Source organism: Gemmatimonas sp. (genome assembly GCF_041689975.1).
Classification (GTDB): domain Bacteria; phylum Gemmatimonadota; class Gemmatimonadetes; order Gemmatimonadales; family Gemmatimonadaceae; genus Gemmatimonas.
Genome location: NZ_JBDNFF010000433.1, coordinates 1 through 14,534, shown reverse-complemented (window position 1 = coordinate 14,534; position 14,534 = coordinate 1). Strand labels below are relative to the sequence as shown.

Here is a 14,534-nt window from a genome sequence, read left to right as displayed (position 1 = left end):
TGAGTTCTGAGTGCAGAACGGCGACAGAGCCATCGTGAGTTTCGACTTCGAAGGTGTTGGGACTACGAATGTCGCGTATCGATGCCTCGATATCGAGAAAACCTGCCCCATGTTCAAAGTTGGCCGGCTGTGGTCGATCGACACTCCAGTAGTCATCACAGAGGTGACGTACGGTGCAGAGCTGGCACGACTCGATTTCGATTTTCGCCTCCGCAGATTGCGACAGCGACGAATCGGCCGCCGAAATCCGCTCGGCCAGATTGGCCGCAGCGTCGTCAATCTCACCCGGAGTCGGGGTGACCTCGCAAATCCCATGTGGGTACGCAACAGCCAAGGTCAAGGTCCGTGAAGGTGAGTTGTTTCGAACGTCGTCACCTTGCCAGAGGACGGCGTAGAGCATGAGTTGCTCAATGTGTTTCTCTTGGGGTGCCCCAGTTTTGAAGTCGGTGATGACGACACGCTCCTCGCTTATGGTGACAAGATCCGCAATACCTGCAATGCGTAGCTCGCGGTGCTCGAGTCGTTGCTCGGGAAAATTGCCGAGCCCGAGTTGGTGTCCTTGAGGCTTGACGGCGCGTCGTGCTTCGTTAACGAAGTCTGGCTGTGACGGTTGGGCCGGGTTGGTCGGCGCGAGCGTCGTGGATCCAAGCATCCGTTGGACGTCGGTTCGAATCGACGACGCGTCGCGACTCAGGCTTCGGCGCAGCGAGTCGCAGGCATTGCGCATCCGTGGGTTAGAACCGAACGACACGATGACGCCATTGATTGCTGTGTCGATGATGGATGAGATACCGCCGATCCGTCGCATTACGGCGACGGCCTCACCGCTGCGTGTTTCACCAACGCCCGCGAGTGAGAGTTGCGAGATGATCGTCTCGATCGCAGAGTGAACGACGATTCCTCTGACGGCCGCTCTGCTTGGTCGGGACGGGTAGCCCCAACCGGGCCAAACGCTCGGGTAGGCACCCCGAGAGATGGCAAACTTGGCGGGGCATCGTTCGGCTTCAGTGAGCGCTGAGAAGCTCCAGCGCTCCGGCGCTAACGCTAACGAGAAGTCAGAACCATGAATTCTCCTGATGGATTCAGTCACTTCAGCATCTCGCAGACCTTGCCAGTGGCGGCGGGGAGATTCATCGATATCCAGAGTTCGTCGATCAGCACCACAGGCACCTCGACTTGGAACTCCTTTAGTTCGTTGAGCGCTGGCATCGCCGAGTGGTCCTGTGTGAGCGGCGGATGGAGGCCAACCGCAATAGAACGGTCGCCCTTGCGAATGAGGATCGGGACCTCGACTGGATCGAGTCCTGTGACAACGATCATCGCATTTCGTTCGATCGTGGCGCCTTCCAGGTCGAGGCGAGACAGGTCGGCGAATAGCAGATCCGTCGATCGACGCAGCCGAACGGGATCGATGGAAGGCACAACGCCATAGAGGACATAGCGCAGCAGCATCGCTCCGAGGTGCCGATCCAGATTCTTGTGATCGAATCGATTCTTGAAGCTCCGGAGACATCGGTAGCAAGATCGGTCGCAATTCGCCGAGCAAGTCTCGAGAAGGAGCAGCGCCTCTTTGAACAGCTGTGATCCGAGATCGCCGGCACGTCGCGCAAACCCGGCGCCTCCAGCAAGTGTGTCGTAGACGTAGATCTCGGACTCCAATCCCTCGGGGCCGAGATCCGACAACGCTGGCCGAAACTCTGCCATCAGCTCACCCGGTTCCAGTTCGAGAAGGCGAGTTGCTGCGAGCGTCAACGCGTCCGCCACCGTCCGCAGCGCGATTTGACTCGATAGATACGTGGGATGCAGCGACAGGGGGGCGTCCACCGTTAGCGAGACCAGAAGGACGTCGGTGAAGAAATCAGTCCCGAGGACAAGACCTCTTGTTCTCCGGGCCCCATCGCATTGCTGGGCCCGCCGATCTGGGAATGGTTTGAGGTGCGGTTGAAGCAGGTCGATCGCTGGGGAGACCGACTGCTCGATGCGCCCGCATCGAACGCAGTAGTCGTAGCCGCCGGCACGGCCACCGGTGTTGGAGACCAGCAGCTTGTCCCGTTTGTAGTACGTCCTCAGCCGTTCGCCCAAGGGACGCCACTCGCCCCCATCCTGCGGGCCCGGCGCGACCAGCTTGGCGCGGGTCGCGTATCCGATTGCGGGTTGGTCTTCAGTCGATACGCCCTCGTCATCGAAGGCTGGATGGGCGAATCCCGGCGGTCTGAGCCAATATTGGGCTTGACCAAACGAGTCCTCGGCGCCACACGCCTCACAGTTTTCGACTGCGCCTCGCTCTGCTTCATCTGCCTCGACAGTTTTAGCGTAGTGGCATTGGGTGCATTCGAAGTACAGCTTGCGCTGTTCCCAGGCCTCGCGCCGTTCTGATGGCATCGGGGAATAGATCGCCCCGGATCTCCACTCCCGACCGTCGATCCAAACCCGCTTTCCTGGGGCGTATTGACTCAAGGCAATGTCGAGACCCTGTGTCGGAGCGTAAAGGTACTCCTGGCGAAAAGGATCAGAATTGCGATCGAAGACATGGAAGCCCACGACGTCGGTCGGAAACGCATAGCGCGGTAGGACGCCCTTGTAGAGCAATCGATCCAGGAGGTTTAGGGTTGAGCGCTGCGTCGAAGCAGTGGCCGTCGAGTCTGCAGTCGCTTCGTCAGGATCGGTTTCCTCGATCGCTGACGCTGCAACTCCACCAACGGGAACCTCGAGGGCTGCATCGATTGCGCCGACCGTATTCGCGACGAGCGTTTCTAGAAGTTGATCTCGATCGTGGCCATTCAGCTCTACCGGCAGCCAAGAAGCAACTCCCTCGGTGAGGCGCGTCTCATGGGCTATGAGCCAGGCCTCAAAGTCGGCCCGATTGAGAACAGCCTCAGAACCGAGGAAATCATCAACTGTCCCGAGTACTTCGAAAAGCTGTGCTGACTGATTCGGATCAAAGCCAGGAACTCGATCCTCGTGATAGCACTGCAGAAGATATGCGGTGACGTGCCGTCGAACGATTTCGACGTTGTCCAGAGTCAGCGTCGGGTCGATGACCTCGCCTCGAATCAACTCGGCAGGTGACTGAAAATAGTGCTCGTCGTGAGTGTCCGCGCTTCCAAACGCCACAACTGTCGCAACGGCGTTGCCTCGGCGACCAGCACGACCAGCGCGCTGCTGGTAGCTCGATCTGGACGGCGGCATATTGCGAAGAGCCACTCCCGAAAGAGATCCGATATCGATTCCAACTTCCATTGTGGTCGTACAAGACAGGACATCGACAGCCGTGTCACCGCCAGCACCGACCCCGTTGCCGCCAAGATTGATGTCTTGGAAGAGCATCTCGTAACGCTCTGCTCGAGAGAACACTTCATTCCGGTTCGCTGCGTTCAGCTGCGCGGTGTGTTCGGCCGCGATGATCGAGACGGCATCGGTTGTACCTTCGGCCAGCGCCCGAGCCGCTGAGGCCCGGTAGTAACTCTTGCGAGTCGCGAACACTCGATCTGCGTCTGGATCGATTGTCTCAAGGCCAGCGCTGGAGCACTGCGGACAATGATCGAGGCCGACGGGAGGGCGAACGGTGGACCGACAGAACTTGCAGTAACACCATTCCCCGCCGAGTTCCAGCGTCAGCCGGTCAGCGCGCATTCGATGCTTCGTCTGATCCACAGGAAGGCAGAACTTCGCAAGGAGTGAAGGAAGCCATTGCCTATCGAACTGCTTCTTCGCCTCCGTCCCGATCCAGCTTTTGAGCACGCGGTCAAACCTGCCGGTGCTGTAATCGACTCGCCCATCTCGCTTTGGCCCGGTCGTCCACGACGCATCCATAGCATCGAACCAGATCCCCACCGACGCCCACTGAGCAAGCCACGTTCTTCCGAGGTACACCTTCTGCCCCTCAGTTTCCGCAACTCGGGGAATCGATGGCAACGCGGTGAACGTGGAAGTGAGCGATGGAACCTCTTTGACGGATGCGAGCGCGAGCGCCTGCAATCCGTAGAACTTGTCGCATGCTGCGTTTGCCATGTGGTGCAGTAGCGATTGCGGAGCACCAGTTCTCTGCGACGACAGCAACATGCTGAGGTAGTCGGGCGGGTCCGAGAGAGCAAGAGACTCTGCTACTTCGCTGTGCATACCGAAGGACTCCCCGGTCATCAACTCTGGCCGGATACGAAGTCCGAGCCTCGCGGAGCCGAGGACGATCGCGAGATACATGTCGTTGAGGTTCAGGTGACCGGCGATTGTCGGTTCGGTGGAGAGTTCCCGCCACCCAGACACCAGAGCCGGCCGCACTGCATCAGCTGCCGAGTATCGCTGGAGGTTCGGCGCCAGCCTTGCGGCCATCTGGCGGGAGTCAGAGAAAATCAACACCTTCCGGCCGCGGAGTGGAGCAAAGTCGATGTCGTTTCGTGGACCGGGAGGCTGAACCCCAATCTGCTTCGTGACCACTGCCTGAAACGGCTGGTCGCCTTTGGTTTGGTGGTCCTGGACGGTTGTTCGGTTGAACTTGGTCGACTGTCGACAAACTCCGCACGGCTGATAGAGGCCAGCGTGATCGGACGGCTCATCTTCATCATCCGATGGGTCCATCGGCGCGATGAAGGCGGTGATGGCATGCTCCGAAAGCACAGTTGGATCAACTCGACCAGTCTGGACATCGAGGTCGATCGGCCGATCGCGACCGCCGGCGGCGGGCGTCTCAAGGAGTACGTCGATGGGCTGCAGTTCCACGACCATGCCGTCGCTTGAAGCGAACGTTGCTCCCGGTTCTTGCCATAGGTAGTCGGGTGCGTTGGGGTTGGTCACGTATCCACGGATGTACGACGAACCGCAGTTTCGGCAGGTGAAGTACTCGTAGACCCGTGCTCCGCAATCGCACATATCCCTCGGCTGGGAGAAGAGACTTCCGATGGGCGAGCCCTCCCCGAGGTTGTCGTGTTTGGAAGGATCGGGGCACGCCCAGAGCCCGGCGAGCCCACGAAAGAACGCGTGCACGCGACAGGGCAACAGGCCCGGTTGATCTTCGGACTTCCTGGCAACGCTTCCGAGTGCGGCCAAGGTCGTCATGGCGCCCTCGGCCGCCTCCGCGGTTGATTCGGGAAAGACGAGTCGAGACAATTCATCGAGCGCTTGGGCCTTTCCCATGGTCTCGTTAACGAGGAGGCCCAGTGGTCCGTAGTCGACAAGTGCCGTATGCAGACTCTGGGCAGCAGTGCCTGATGGGGCTACGTTTCGAAAATCAAGAAACTCAGTCACCGCTGCAAGTCGCTCGATATCACTGGTGGCGTCGTAAAAATCGTTCATTCGTACCGCTGAGAGGGCCGCAAGATCGAGAGCGTTGCCGGGGGTGCATTCTGTCCAGAGTGCGAGGTCGCCTGTTAGTGAGGAGAAGCGGTTCTTCGAGGTCCCGGTGAGTTGCGCCGCAAATGCACTGGCGTGGTCGCGATTCTGAAAGCTGGCGCTTGTGCAGATGACTTGAAGACGTTCGGCTGGAATATCGAGGCGGGTGCGCAGTCGACGAATCAGCATGGCGACTTCTGCACCGGCGGCACCCCGGTAGAGGTGGGCTTCGTCGACGACAAGGATCAGACGCTCAGTCGGGTTGTCGCGGAGCCATAGTTGGGTCTTGTCGAAGATCGACCGCTCAAGCGGCCGCATAAGCATGTACTCGAGCATGGAGTAGTTGGTGATCAGCAAGTCGGGTGGATCCTCGAGAACCTCGTGCCGGGTGAGCAACTCGGCGTCGTCGTCTTGGAGCAGTGCTCGCGTGCTCCACTTGGAGCCGGGTGTTCCGTACCACGAACGCAGATCTGCCTTCGCCGGCCACTTTCCTCTCGCCTTGAGTTCATCAACTAGTCGCCGCGCCTCTAGAGCATCCGGCTCCGAGATACTGCCGGACGCGCGGTCGAGTAAGTCGATGTAGAACGTCTTGATCGACTTCAGACGATCGCCGTCCTTTTCTCCCGTACGAACTCCGGGGTACAGAGTGCGACTCGTATAGCGCGCGAAGCGAGCCGGACGGCCGCCACGTTCCTTGAAGAACGATCTCACGCGATCATCACCAAGAATCGAGCGCAGTCGACCCAGCTGATCATTGACGAGAGCATTCATCGGGTACAACAGCAGCGCTCGGACGGCGGAAGTCTGGAACGACGCTGGCGACTCGGTTGCTTCCGTCGCCAACTTTCCGAGAACCGGGAGAAGGAAGGACTCGGTCTTTCCGGAGCCGGTGCCTGTGGTGATGACGAGGTTTCGCCATTGAGGGCCGAGCGCGAGTTCGGTGGCTTCCGCTTGGTGCGTGTAGGGCGGGTCGTAGATGAGCCGCGATCCGTTTGACCGCGGGGACGAGAGAATCTCGAACAAATCCTTCGCTGACGGCGAGATACTCAGGTCATTGAAATGGCGATCTGTTTGGTAGCGGGGAGTGCTTTCCAGGAACGGACGCTGCGAAATGACCCCGGGTTCGTCGAGCAGAGTTCGCCGCTGGGCGACAACAGAGGCGTTACCCACGTGGTAGGTCGCTTCGATGTAGTCCCGAAGACCAGCGCGGATTACCTCGATCGTCTCGGAGAGTGTTGGAGCGTGGGAGTCGGTCATTTCGACTTCGCTTTCCGGGTGTCCTCGCAGGTCACCCACATGGTTGTCTCGAGTGTGCGTACAACTTCATCGATGACGGCGACAGGAAGGCTGTAGCTCAGCAGTGCCCTGCCGACACGAGGAAGTGGAGAGGCCAAGTGAGCCATTGTCCTCTGGACCCAACTTGGCGGAGGTGAGAACAGGCTCAACACGACCCTCCCGTTGATGTGGTCGGACAGGACGATTGATTGCGCGCTACCAGACGACGCGTCCATGGCGGCCATTATTCGCCACGCTTCGTCGCACCCGCGATACGAGTCGGCATCGGTTGGTAGATCCGTAAGACGAACTGGACTCCCGTCTTGGAAGGCGGCGAGCGACCAGAGGTCAGATCCATAGGCCTGTGGCCGTCTACCCAAAGTCAGGCCACCGTCACTCGGTCGAGGTGACCGCCATCTACCGCGGTAGTAGGTGGACGGAGTCGACGGATCGAAGACCTCAGTGATCTGGACTCCGTGAGCACGGAGGCCAGATTGGACTCGCTGTCGCATGCCGTTGAGGTAGTCGTCTGCGTCCGCTGGAGCCGGGAGCCCGACCCAACTACGCAGTTGCAACTCGACAAGTCCTTCTGATCTGAGCACGGACCCGATGTCGTCGGTGTGCGAAGCGAACTGCGACACGAATCGGCCGCTGCCGACGAAGTCGATCCAACTCGCGAGCTCTTCGTTCAGCATGGGCATCGCGTCGGGTCGGCAGCCGACGATCGCGATCGTGCCCTCGCCGAGAACCACGAATCGGGGCATCCCGAGCAGAATGAACTTCCGATCCGTTCCGTCGCGTTCGATTGATCGTTCGACCAGGTCACCCAGACCCAGCAGTTCGTCGATGACGTCGTGCACTTGATCCGGTAGGTCGCCGGCTTGCTGAAGCAGGGGCAGGAGCGGTTCGAGAACAGCACGTTTGAGTGCGGCGCGCGATAGCGGGCTGCGCAGTGACGCGGCCCTCCGCACAGCCTCCGCGATAACCTCCGTCGACGAGAAGTCGACATAGTCAGGGTCAAATCCCAGGTCGGCGACCGATGTTCGAATTAGTTCGGAGGCGGTTAGTTGGCTCATGTCCAGACGAGCCCTCCGTAGGCTGTGTCTGAATTGACGTCGACTTCCTGGTCGCGATCGATTGCGAACACTAGGGATCGCGCGAGCCGGATGATCACTGGGTTCGCGATCACCTCGTTGGCGAGTAACTGGAACTCGGAATCGCTCAGATCTGCAAGCGTCGAGGGTGCCGATGCGAGTCGAAGGCAGAACTCGCCGAGAGGCATCGCTGCGCCTGGCGTGCCCGCCACGAGCGAACCGCAGATGGAGGAGAATGTGCGCGTTAGATCGGGGAGTTCGACCGACGACGGGGTGGGAAGTCTGCGCAGGAGCGCAGTCCTGGCAAGTTGAGCGTTTCGGGAGGTTCCAATTGCGGCGTGAATCCGCTCGGTTGGGCACCGACCACGCCCTCGATGTTCGTGTTCGACTCGTGCCCAATCTTTGCCTCCGATCGAAGCACCGATTTCGGCCGCTACAGCGCGCAACACGCTTCGAGTCGTGAGAGAGGCATCGAATCGGGGTTTCGTAGCGCTCCTCCAGGTCGAGGCGAGTTGGACAAGTTCCTGAAGTCTCGCCGACGTGGCTCGTTGTTGCACGAGACGTGCGTCTGCGCCATGTCCACCGAGGTCTGCGAGATTCAGAAGTCGTGTCGGCATGATGACGATGGCAGCATGAATGTCGTCGATCTCAGCAAGAAGGAGTCCAGCTTTTTCGATCCCGACAGCTACTTCCGGGTGGTATTCGACGTCCTCGCACACGTCTGGCGTTTGTGCCGAATAGAAGCGGACTGTCGGAAGCCGATCGTCGACATTGTCGACCAAGTACGCAGATATCTCGTCTTGACCACCGCTCATGATCCACCTCAACGGGACGAACTCACGCTCAACCGTCGTCGAGACGACTCCGAGGTCAGGGTGCTCCGCCGAGACCGTGAGTAGGTCTGCGCGCTCCAACTGTCTGCCGAACGTGTCATCGCGCAACGTAGCGCTCAGTATTGCTTTGCCCCGTCGCTCATCGACCGGCAGCCGCACGCTATTGGTAAGGACCGCGAGCGTCTCGGAGGAGCCTCTTTGGTGCAACTCGAATCGCAGCTTGATCCGAACGTTCGTCGGGCCTGTGATCTCTAAACCGACCTCACCGTTCTGGATCTCCGTGAAGCGCGGCGCTGGCGGCACGAGGTGCAGCGCGATCGCTTCTCGCAGAGACCCTGACGTGGAGCGGCGCTGAGGGCGCTTGACTTCGACGTCGAACTTTGTGTTCGCAACGGCGGGCGTGTCGTCGCTCTCGAACGCTTCGACCCGGATCTGAAACCGGCCGACGACGGGGCGGCCGAGGCTGAACAATGGCTGCTGCTCTTCTAGCTCGACGCGGAACGCGCCTGCGTTGGTTGAGACGATCAATGAGCTCAAGCGCCGGTCCGAAACAACCGCGAAGGCCACCTCCTGGTTCTCTGGCCACGCCGCCACGTCTTCGCCATCCCACCCGAAGTTGGTCAGGCCAACGGGCTCGAGCCGGATGGTCGTCTGCGCCGAGAGACCGAGGTTGGACAAAGTCAATATGTCCTCCGGAGCCAATCGCTCTGGCACGAGCAACTCACGGCTGAACAGGTCAGCGACCTGTTCGCGCCCTGTAATCCATGAGACACCGCGGTCGTGGTTGTCCTCAGAACTGAGCAACACATAGAGGCAGCCAGGTCGAACGTGTCGACCCTTCACAAGAACGCCTTCGCCTTCCTGGATTCTGAATAGGAGGGGACCATTCGGGAATCGGCAATGGGGCGCAAGGAGGCCATCGAGAGTGTCGTTCGACCCTTCAAAGGTCAATAGTGGCTTGCCCAGCGGAATTTCAAGAGTCAGTTGTGGGTCGGCCCCAGCGAACAGGAGTGCACGTCGCGCAAGGAGGGATTTTGCACCGGCCACGCTCACTCTCTTTGTCGAGAGCGCGTCCAGGAGTTCGGGCTGGGACTCAGCGGCCTGCCGGAAGTCAGGTAGTCGGACGTGCACGCTCCACCTGTCCATCACCTTTCGCAGATGGACGACAGGATCGAGGGAAACTTGCGGTTCGCGTGCGTTACCCGCACGCTGAGAAGAACTGGTTCGGCCAGTCGCGAATGCTGTTCGCGACTGGTGCTGGGCGGCCTCCAACCACCTTCTGGCGTCGCGTGTCTGCGACAAGTCCGAGGCGATCCGCCTAACCGTTGATTCGAGTAGGCCGGTGTCCTCGTCTGGGAGGTCCGCGACGAGCAACGACCTCGCCACTTGACCGATCACGGCGTGGTTTGAGGCTTGCTGCTGGAACCGCTCGGACGCCTCCCAAGAGTGAGCAGCGATGAACTGGCCAAGTTGAATCGGATCTGCGAGGAGATCGCGGGTCAACCTCGTGCGAAGCTCGTACAGCAACTGAGCTAACTGTCGCTGGTAGACGCGCGGCAAGATCGCATGGGAAATCGGCCAGCTGATTATTGAGAACGTCCGAGCCCAATCGCCCGTCGGGCGAAAGCCCCCGCGGTCGCTCGCGAAGCGTTCGAATTGTTGCCGCAAGGCGTTCCGATTCCCGTTCTGCGCCCAATGCGGGGTCTCGCGAGCGAACGTTTGCCAGTACTCACCGCCGTCGTATCCGTAACCGATCTCGGTCGCATACACGAGCATGGGAAGTGGCGTAGATCGAAACGTCATTCGGTCAGAGATCGCTTGTCGGACCGCTGCTCGGAGCAGATCCAGTTCTCCCTCGCTCAGGCCGTGCTCGATAGCGAAAATCGGAAGCGTGGGGCGGTGCGCTCGGAGAGCGCTGAAGTGATTCTCTAGACGCCCCTGAAGCTTGTCGAGTTCGAGACGGGATTTGACCGACGTCAGAATCTCGCGCTTCGACGCGCCATGGCCCAACCGCATTTGACCGAACTCAGCAGCCGCCACAAATGTCATCCTCGCGCGTGGGTGTCACAGAGTTCGCTGCTCCTGAGAGAAACCGCGCTCGAGCGGCTCGCGTCTGCTCCACCCCGACCTCCTCGGGTCTCAATCAGATTCCGGCCAACCGCACCTCGAATTGGGAAAGTGCAGCGCTAGATGCGATTCACGAAGGAGACGTTTTCACCAAGCACCGTTCAATTCGTCCCGCTCAACCACGCTGCGCTCCCAGCGTCTGCCGGCCCCGGGCCGACAGGGGGAGGTTTGCAGCGTTGACGCACCGCCGGGTCTGTCGATCGACGAATCGACTCTGTTCATAGCCCCGGCGTCCGTTGTCGCTCTGCCAATCGACGGTTGATACCGGCTGCACGTTCCGACGAACGATACGGCACGAAGACCACCACGCGCGCCGCAACCGGGCAGTCGTGGTTCGGTGGCTCGTCGACGCTCACCGAGTCGGTCCGGGTCACCATGAAATGACCGCACCCTTCGCAGATCCAAGGCGGCTCGGTTCGTGCGTCACGTCGCGTCTGTGTTGCCTTCACCGGACCTGACAGCAGCGGCTCACACTCCTCCATCACGCAAGATCCGCCGCGGCAGGAATCAGCTCGCGGATTCTCTCAACGCCGGTCGGCTCGGCCGCCCGCTTCGCCGCCGCCCGCACTCTCGCTACTGACCACCCGATCATGTTTGCGACAAGTGCCGGCTCCGACACCTCCACCAACGCCGCCACTGCGGCCGCCTCCTCGGTCTCAAGTTCTGCGAACTCCCCCTCGAGCGCCGCTCGACGATCCGCGACATCGAAGAACGCACCACACGCACGTGCCTCGTTCGCATGACGTTCCTTCAACAGCAATCGCGCTTTACGTTCTCGCTCGGACTCACTCTTTCGTGCCATCGCCGATCACCGGCCCCCTTCGTCGTCCGGGCTCACGCTGATCGCGAGCCTCACTTTCCCAAGGCCCACGGCACCACGAGTCGTTACACGATCCTCCCGAACTCCTTCACGACACGACGCTCGTCGTCAACCCGATCCACGCCCACCGGACTGCCCGGAACGATCACCGCCCGATCACCACCCGACCCCTCGCAGTCACCGAACCTGCCTCCTCACTCAGATTTCCTCCTACACCTGTGCACTGCCGACGGCGGTGCTGCATCAATCTCTGAAACGGTCGCCTGCTGGGACCACATAGAAGAGTGATGTTGTCGTTCCCGCCCGTAGCTCTGGCGCAATGTCTCGGCTCGGCTAGATTCGGCGGGGAATGAGTGGCGCAACCGCAGGGGGTGGTCTCGTCGACATGCGTCTGTCCGGCATCGACTTCGTTGCAGCCCGTCGGCAGGTTGAAGCGCTGACGGAGGTGTCGGCGACGGTCAGGGCGCGAGCGTTCTCGATCTACGTCGGGCTCACCGAGTTCGCTGACGACGACGGAGCAGTGCAGACCTTGGCCGCCGATTTCATGCCGCAGTTCGAGATCAACCGAGGCTCGTGGTCGACGTATCGGCGTGTGCTCGAAGCGGCGTCGTTGATCAGCATCGAGCGGACCGAAGACGACGGGCGTGCTCGACCCGTGAGGCTCCTGCCACCGTTGACCTGACGGGTCCGCAAGAAATCGTGTAACGGTTTCGGGTTCATGGGGCCTTCGGTAGGTGTGGACGCACCGACCCAGGTTGCCCGATCAACCCTTGCGCAACGCGTACGAGAGTTGTACGTTGATTTGGGTGATGCTGCGTGGCCGAGGGCCAGTGCAGGGTCCGGGGTCGTCGGGGCGGCACCGAGTTCGGATCCTGCGGGAGGCGCTGTGACTGTCGTGCGCACCGACACGGTTCGATCGTTGGCCGATCCGGCAAGTCCTCCGTCGTCGTGGTGGTCGTTCTGGGAATCGAGCCGCCTCACCTCTCGGCGCTTGCGCACGGGATCGAAGGTTCACTCTGTCGCGTTCGAGATGAGTCGCTCCCGGTCGGTACTCCACCTGGCCACGTGTGAGCGGATCGTGGATCGGCCCGGCACGGTCTGCTCGCTCTCCAGCGTTCCGACTTTACGAGGCGCCCTTGCTTCTGCGGTGGCGCTGGTCGGCCTGATCGTCGTGCCGGGCTTACTGCTCGTCGGGATCATCGGCGCGGACGGCAATCTGTTCGCTCGCCTGGCGCTGCTCGCAGTCATCGTGGCGATGGTGATGGCGGGGATCGCGTCGTGTGTGCCGCGGATCTTCGATGCGAACCGGTGGGGTGGAGTCGGTGCACGGTCGGTCGTTGTGGCGAACCTCGCAGTCTCCGAGCGCGGTGTCGGCCTCGGCCGAACTCTCCTGACCGAGATCGCACGGCTCGCCGACCACGACGGTCGCACGCTCGTGCTCACGGTGCGAACGGACAACTTTGCTGCGACTCGGTTGTATCGGTCGGTTGGTTTCACCGATGAGACATCGGTCAAGGTTCGCTCCGGCCAAGTCGCGATGGTTCGTCGAAGCCCGTCTGCGGCTCGAAGTGCTCGACCGAGGGGTAAGCACCTCTCCGCAGCGCTCGTCGCCGGGTGTGCGATGTCGGTCGTGGCTGTGATGGTCGGCGCCACGACCGTCTCGGGGCCCACGAGGATCGCCGTGGCCTCCGGGTTGTGCCTTCTGTGCGCTGCAGCGATCGTCGACATCAAGGCCTTCCGACTCCCGAACCGCTTCCTCCTCGTCGCCGCTGTCCTGGCTGCGCTGGCGGCGTACTTCGCCGGGGCGGTCGACTCGGCCTTGGCTGCATCTGTGATGGGGGCGGCACCGTTCCTGCTGGTTCACCTGGCCGATCCGTCAGCGCTCGGGTTCGGCGACGTGAAGTTCGCAGCGGTTGCTGGAGCGTTGATCGCGCCGTGGTGGTGGCCAGGAGCCGTACTCATGGCTGTGGTTGCACTGGCTGTTGCGTGCTCGGTACGGGTCGCTCGACCTTCCGGTCCGCACGCACTCGGTCCGAGTCTGTTCGTCGGGACGTTGGCGGCGCTGCTCGTTTCGATCGTTCTCGTCCAGAAGGGACTCGTTACATGAAGCCGATCCGCAGCTTGGCGCTCCTACTCGTCGTCGCCGGGTTGGCCGCTTGCTCCGCTTCGGGCAACGCCGATCCCGAAGACACGGCACCGATTCCGGAAACGGCACCGACGACCGATGACGGAGGCCCGAGCGAGACAGACATAACCACGACGCCGAACACGGTCGCCGAGACCACGACGACGCCGGAGCCGCCGACCGAGACCACGACAGCCGTCGGGCCCGGCGGCTTCCTACCCGGTGGCCTTGGCACACCCGTCGTCGGAGCGCCCGGTGTCGACACGCCGGGCGAGATCGTGAAACTGATCGAAAACGTGTGGATCTTCGTTCCCACCGAGCCGGACCCGAGCGACGCGAACGTTGTCCCGCCGCTCCCCGAGGACGTCGAGATCATCACCGCCTACGCCGAGGCGCAAGCCGCATACCACGAACAAGCATCGATGAACCCGATGCCAGCCGAACCCAGCGAGCGAGTGATGGCGTCCCTCGCCGACGGTGGAGCACGACTCGCTGAGAACATCTTCGCGCCGAAGTCCGCCGCCGGTCAGCACCTCGATCTGAAGGACGGGATCGTCCTGCGTCCGGTTGTGATCGCAGATCCGCGCTCGGACACCGAGGCGTTCATTTTCGACTGCCAGCTCGACGGAACCGTCTTCGTCAACAGTGATGGATCTCTTGCCGACGGGCAGACGCCAGGAGTGAAGGAGTTCCCGCAGATCGCATCGATCGTGAAAGTGGGCGATGAGTGGATCGTCGAGCGGCTGACCCGGGACGAGAGGGCATGCGCGTAGCGATCGCTCTCGTCGTCGCACTGTGTGTGACGGTCGTCGGCGTATCGGTCGCGCACGCTGGCCCCGACGACGGCGGTGGACCGCCGCTGATCCCAGGCGCTCGTCAGGTTCACATTCGCAACGCGTCGGGTGGTCTGGGTGTGTTCACGTCAATCCCGGGTG

General features: G+C 61.3%; 8 protein-coding genes. 4 read left to right on the top strand and 4 right to left on the bottom strand.

Annotated elements, in window-relative coordinates; all coding sequences use genetic code 11:
- A partial coding sequence (locus tag ACESNG_RS24285) for a PD-(D/E)XK nuclease family protein (protein ID WP_373071308.1) occupies positions 1-1,090 on the bottom strand: 1,090 nt, incomplete at its 3' end.
- Positions 1,087-6,621 (bottom strand): DEAD/DEAH box helicase, encoded by a 5,535-nt coding sequence (locus ACESNG_RS24280; RefSeq protein WP_373071305.1) that lies wholly within the window; start codon positions 6,619-6,621, stop codon positions 1,087-1,089. The genes ACESNG_RS24285 and ACESNG_RS24280, both read right to left, overlap by 4 nt.
- 599 nt (positions 6,622-7,220) lie before the next feature.
- On the opposite strand from ACESNG_RS24280, the gene ACESNG_RS24275 reads away from it, so the two are divergent.
- On the top strand, positions 7,221-7,409 hold the full coding sequence (locus tag ACESNG_RS24275) for a hypothetical protein (RefSeq protein ID WP_373071302.1): 189 nt from the start codon (positions 7,221-7,223) through the stop codon (positions 7,407-7,409).
- Positions 7,410-7,672: 263 nt separating this feature from the next.
- On the opposite strand, the gene ACESNG_RS24270 is transcribed toward ACESNG_RS24275, so the two are convergent.
- A complete protein-coding gene (locus ACESNG_RS24270) occupies positions 7,673-10,303 on the bottom strand; it encodes a hypothetical protein (RefSeq protein WP_373071299.1) in 2,631 nt (876 codons plus the stop codon).
- Positions 10,304-11,135: 832 nt separating this feature from the next.
- Positions 11,136-11,414 (bottom strand): hypothetical protein, encoded by a 279-nt coding sequence (locus ACESNG_RS24265; RefSeq protein ID WP_373071296.1) that lies wholly within the window; start codon positions 11,412-11,414, stop codon positions 11,136-11,138.
- A gap of 409 nt (positions 11,415-11,823) precedes the next feature.
- Between ACESNG_RS24265 and ACESNG_RS24260 the strand changes: the two genes are divergently transcribed.
- The 3 genes from ACESNG_RS24260 to ACESNG_RS24250 all read left to right on the top strand — a co-directional run bounded on the left by ACESNG_RS24260 (position 11,824) and on the right by ACESNG_RS24250 (position 14,372).
- On the top strand, positions 11,824-12,156 hold the full coding sequence (locus ACESNG_RS24260) for a hypothetical protein (RefSeq protein ID WP_373071293.1): 333 nt from the start codon (positions 11,824-11,826) through the stop codon (positions 12,154-12,156).
- 348 nt (positions 12,157-12,504) lie between these two features.
- Positions 12,505-13,581, top strand: coding sequence for a GNAT family N-acetyltransferase (locus tag ACESNG_RS24255; RefSeq protein ID WP_373071290.1), 1,077 nt, complete (start codon positions 12,505-12,507; stop codon positions 13,579-13,581).
- Positions 13,578-14,372 carry a hypothetical protein gene (locus tag ACESNG_RS24250; RefSeq protein WP_373071287.1) on the top strand — a complete coding sequence of 265 codons (795 nt, stop codon included), beginning with the start codon at positions 13,578-13,580 and terminating at the stop codon, positions 14,370-14,372. The genes ACESNG_RS24255 and ACESNG_RS24250 overlap by 4 nt, the downstream gene beginning before the upstream one ends.
- Positions 14,373-14,534: the final 162 nt, after the last annotated feature.

What these genes read in the sequence shown, in the direction of transcription:
- ACESNG_RS24270 (WP_373071299.1), bottom strand. Translation starts at nt 10,303, where the DNA reads ATGCTCGTGTATGCGACCGAGATCGGTTACGGATACGACGGCGGTGAG.
- ACESNG_RS24260 (WP_373071293.1), top strand. Translation starts at nt 11,824, where the DNA reads ATGAGTGGCGCAACCGCAGGGGGTGGTCTCGTCGACATGCGTCTGTCC.
- ACESNG_RS24255 (WP_373071290.1), top strand. Translation starts at nt 12,505, where the DNA reads ATGAGTCGCTCCCGGTCGGTACTCCACCTGGCCACGTGTGAGCGGATC.
- ACESNG_RS24250 (WP_373071287.1), top strand. Translation starts at nt 13,578, where the DNA reads ATGAAGCCGATCCGCAGCTTGGCGCTCCTACTCGTCGTCGCCGGGTTG.